Annotated in this window: 4 protein-coding genes and 1 pseudogene; all 5 read left to right on the forward strand. The window is 64.0% G+C overall.

Annotated elements, in window-relative coordinates; all coding sequences use genetic code 11:
- The coding region (gene norW / locus AACR77_RS15995) for an NADH:flavorubredoxin reductase NorW (RefSeq protein WP_042882725.1) at positions 1-920 on the forward strand (920 nt) is incomplete at its 5' end.
- A 51-nt stretch (positions 921-971) separates the two neighbouring features.
- Positions 972-1,310: a DUF1971 domain-containing protein gene (locus tag AACR77_RS16000; RefSeq protein ID WP_042882727.1), complete on the forward strand. Its 339-nt coding sequence runs from the start codon at positions 972-974 to the stop codon at positions 1,308-1,310.
- 113 nt (positions 1,311-1,423) lie between these two features.
- Positions 1,424-2,641, forward strand: coding sequence for a 4Fe-4S binding protein (locus tag AACR77_RS16005; RefSeq protein ID WP_042882730.1), 1,218 nt, complete (start codon positions 1,424-1,426; stop codon positions 2,639-2,641).
- Positions 2,642-2,830: 189 nt separating this feature from the next.
- Positions 2,831-2,902 (forward strand): tryptophanase leader peptide, encoded by a 72-nt coding sequence (tnaC, locus tag AACR77_RS23175; protein WP_223302601.1) that lies wholly within the window; start codon positions 2,831-2,833, stop codon positions 2,900-2,902.
- Positions 2,903-3,105: 203 nt separating this feature from the next.
- Positions 3,106-3,296: pseudogene (tnaA, locus tag AACR77_RS16010) on the forward strand (tryptophanase); the annotation flags it as partial.

Raw genomic sequence — 3,296 nt, forward strand, 5'->3', positions numbered from 1 at the left:
TCGCGCTGCTGCCCCACAGCCCGGTGCTCGGCATCGATCCAGCCCGGCGGTTGGTGCTGACCGAGCAGGGGGAATTCCCCTACGGCAAGCTGGTGCTGGCCACCGGGGCGAGCGCGGTGCGCCCCGATCTGCCGGGCAGCGAACACCTGGTCACCCTCAACAGCCAGCAGGAGTACGCCGCCATCGAGGCGCAACTGCGCCAGGCCCGCCGCATCCTGGTGCTGGGGGCGGGGCTCATCGGCTGCGAGCTGGCGATGGACATGGCGAGCGCAGGAAAAGAGGTGACGCTGGTGGATCTGGCCGACAGCCCCTTAAGCGCCCTGCTGCCCGCCGCCCTGACCGAGCCGCTGCAACAGGCGCTGCGCAGCCAGGGGGTCAGCCTGCAGTGCGGGACGGGTCTCGCCAGGATAGATGCCCAGCCGGGGGATGGCTGGCGCGTCACCCTGACCGACGGGCGCATCAGCGAGCAGGATCTGGTGATCGCCGCGATCGGCCTGCGGCCGAATCAGGCCCTGGCCCGTGGGGCCGGGCTGGCAGTGGAGCGCGGCATCCTGGTCGACGATCGGCTGCAGACCAGCGATCCCCATATCTTCGCCCTGGGGGATTGCATGCAGTGGCAGGGTCAGTTGCTCCCCTTTCTGCAACCCATCGTGCTGGGGGCCAATGCGCTGGCGCGCACCCTGCTCGGCACGCCGACCCTGCTGGCCCTGCCGCCCATGCTGGTGAAGGTGAAGACGCCGCGCTACCCGCTGCAACTGGCCGGCCGCACCCGGGGCGAGGATCTCGCCTGGCAGTGCCGCTGGAACAGCCACGGCATGGTGGCCGAGGCGCACGACGAAGATGGCAAGCTGTGCGGCTTCGTGGTGGGGGGCGACCAGATGAGCGCCGCCTTCCCGCTGCTGCGTCAGCTGCCCCGTTAACCCCTTTCATTGCACCGGCCGGGTCGACCCGGTCACACGAGGAGAACCGATATGGCCATGCAACTGATCCCGTCTCACTGGGTGGTGCGCCGCTCCACTCCCTTCTTTACCCGCGAGAATGTGCCCCAGGCCCTGCTCACCCACCACAACACCGCGGCCGGGGTGTTCGGCCAGCTCTGCGTGATGGAGGGCACCGTCACCTATCACGGCTTTGCCGATGAGCAGGCCGAAGAGCCCGAGGTGAGCCTGGTGATCCGGGCCGGGGAGTTTGCCACCAGCCCGCCCCAGTACTGGCACAGGGTCGAGCTGTCGGAGGATGCCCGCTTCAACATCCACTTCTGGGCCGAGCAGGCAGAATCCGACCTGCCGCTGTTCCACAGTCGCAAATAACGGGGTTTAAGGCTGAGGGGGCGAATGCCCCCTCTGCCCATGCAGATCAAAATCATCAACTCAGATGTTGGTTATCCTGCCCCCTCGATTCGGATGAGCACAGTGAGGGAAACATGAGCCTGTTGGAAGCCCTGACCATGACCTCGGGTCTGGTCTATCTGGTCCTGTTGTTGTGGCAGGGCCGCAGCGGTTGGGGCTGGACGCTCTCTCTGCTGTTGGCCACCGCGCTCTGGCTGCTGGTGGCGGATTCGGTACTCTGGCTCGCACTGGGGCTGGTGGCCACGACCCTGGCGCTCTGGCTGCGCTATCGCCCCCTACTCATGCTGGCCCACATAGACAGTCAACGTCTCAGAACGGCCACCAGGCAGCTATTGCTGCTGTGTTGGGTGTTGGTGGCGGTTCAATATGTTGTTCATATCGGACAGTTGGGGCTGGGGATGACCCCCTGGCTGGTACGCCCTGACGTGGTGGACGGTTTCCTGCCCATCGCCGGTGGTCTCGGGCTGCGGGCCTGGCTCGGGCAGGGGCTGACGGACCCCCACCACCCGGCGGCCACCGTCACCGTGCTGGTGCTCTCCCTGTCGGCCCTGCTGCTGGGTCGGGCGTTTTGTGCCTGGTTCTGCCCGCTCGGGCTGGTGGGGGAGTGGCTGCACGGCCTGCGCTCGCACCTGTTGCCGGGGGAGTGGACCCCGCCGCGCTGGCTCGATGCCGTGTTGCGCGGCCAGAAGTTTCTGGTGCTCGCCTTTCTGCTCTTCATCATATTGCTGGCGGTACCCGCCGCCGCCCTGCCCGGCTACCTCGCCAGCCCCTACCATCAGGCGGCGGACATGAAGATGGGGGCCTTCTTCTTCAACCTGACCCTGATCTCGGGCCTGTGCCTTGGCTGGGTGCTGCTGCTCACCGCCACCTTCCGGCAAGGGTTCTGTCGCTACCTCTGTCCCTATGGCGCCTGGATGGCCCTGCTCGGCCTGCTGACCCCGCTGCGCATTCGCCGTGACCCGGCCCGTTGCTTGCGAAGCCTGGGCCACGACTGCGACAAGTGCAGCCGGGCCTGCCCCTCGCGCATCCAGGTACACCAGCTTATCGCGGTGCGCAGTCTCGAGTGCACCAGCTGCCAGAGCTGCGTGGCCGCCTGCCCCAAGCGGGCCGATGCCCTGCATCTTGGCACACAAGGGCAGCGACTCGCCCCCCGCCAACTGCTGGGGCTGCTCTGTCTGTTGCTGCTGGTGTTGCCGCTGCTCGCTTACGGCTTGCTGGATCTCTGGGTCAGCCAGACACCGATCCCTGACCGTTACGAGCTGTTGCAGCGGCTACCCTGGCTGAGCCACTGAGTGGGGAAAGGGCAAAAGGTGGATGATGGGGGAATCTTTCGGATTGGCGATAATAAGCTGTATAAAAATCCCCCGCCAAATTGTTAGCGCCATCCCACTTTGCTCATATTGCAATTGATCATATAGCGCTCCCCACCATAATGGGTGCTGTTATTTGGCGTTGTTAATATCAATTGGATGAGCAACAACATGAATATCAAGGTCAGCTATCCCAAGTGGTTTACCCTGGACCATAAGATCGCGTTCTTCTTCCCGCTGTAATTCCCCGCGGCGGCGCGGCATGCCTGCCATGCCACGAGCCCGCCTCCATTCCTGAACTGAAATAGCTGCACCCGTCTTCGCCTGTTTATTCTGGCGAGGCGATGTCGTGCACCTATTTACCAATATTTCCCACCTGCCGGACATTCTATTTCCGGCGGGGGAAGAGACTCATTCTGAATATTTAAATCTGGGGTGTTTATATTATGGAAAACTTCAAGCATCTGCCCGAACCCTTCCGTATTCGTGTCATCGAGCCGGTCAAGCGCACCACCCGTGCCTATCGGGAAGAGGCCATTGTCCGGGCGGGCATGAACCCTTTCCTGCTGGACAGCGAAGACGTCTTCATCGACCTGCTGACCGACAGCGGCACCGGCGCCATCACCCAGGACATGCA

The sequence above is a fragment of the Aeromonas sp. ZOR0002 genome (genome assembly GCF_963866995.1).
GTDB lineage: Bacteria > Pseudomonadota > Gammaproteobacteria > Enterobacterales > Aeromonadaceae > Aeromonas > Aeromonas caviae.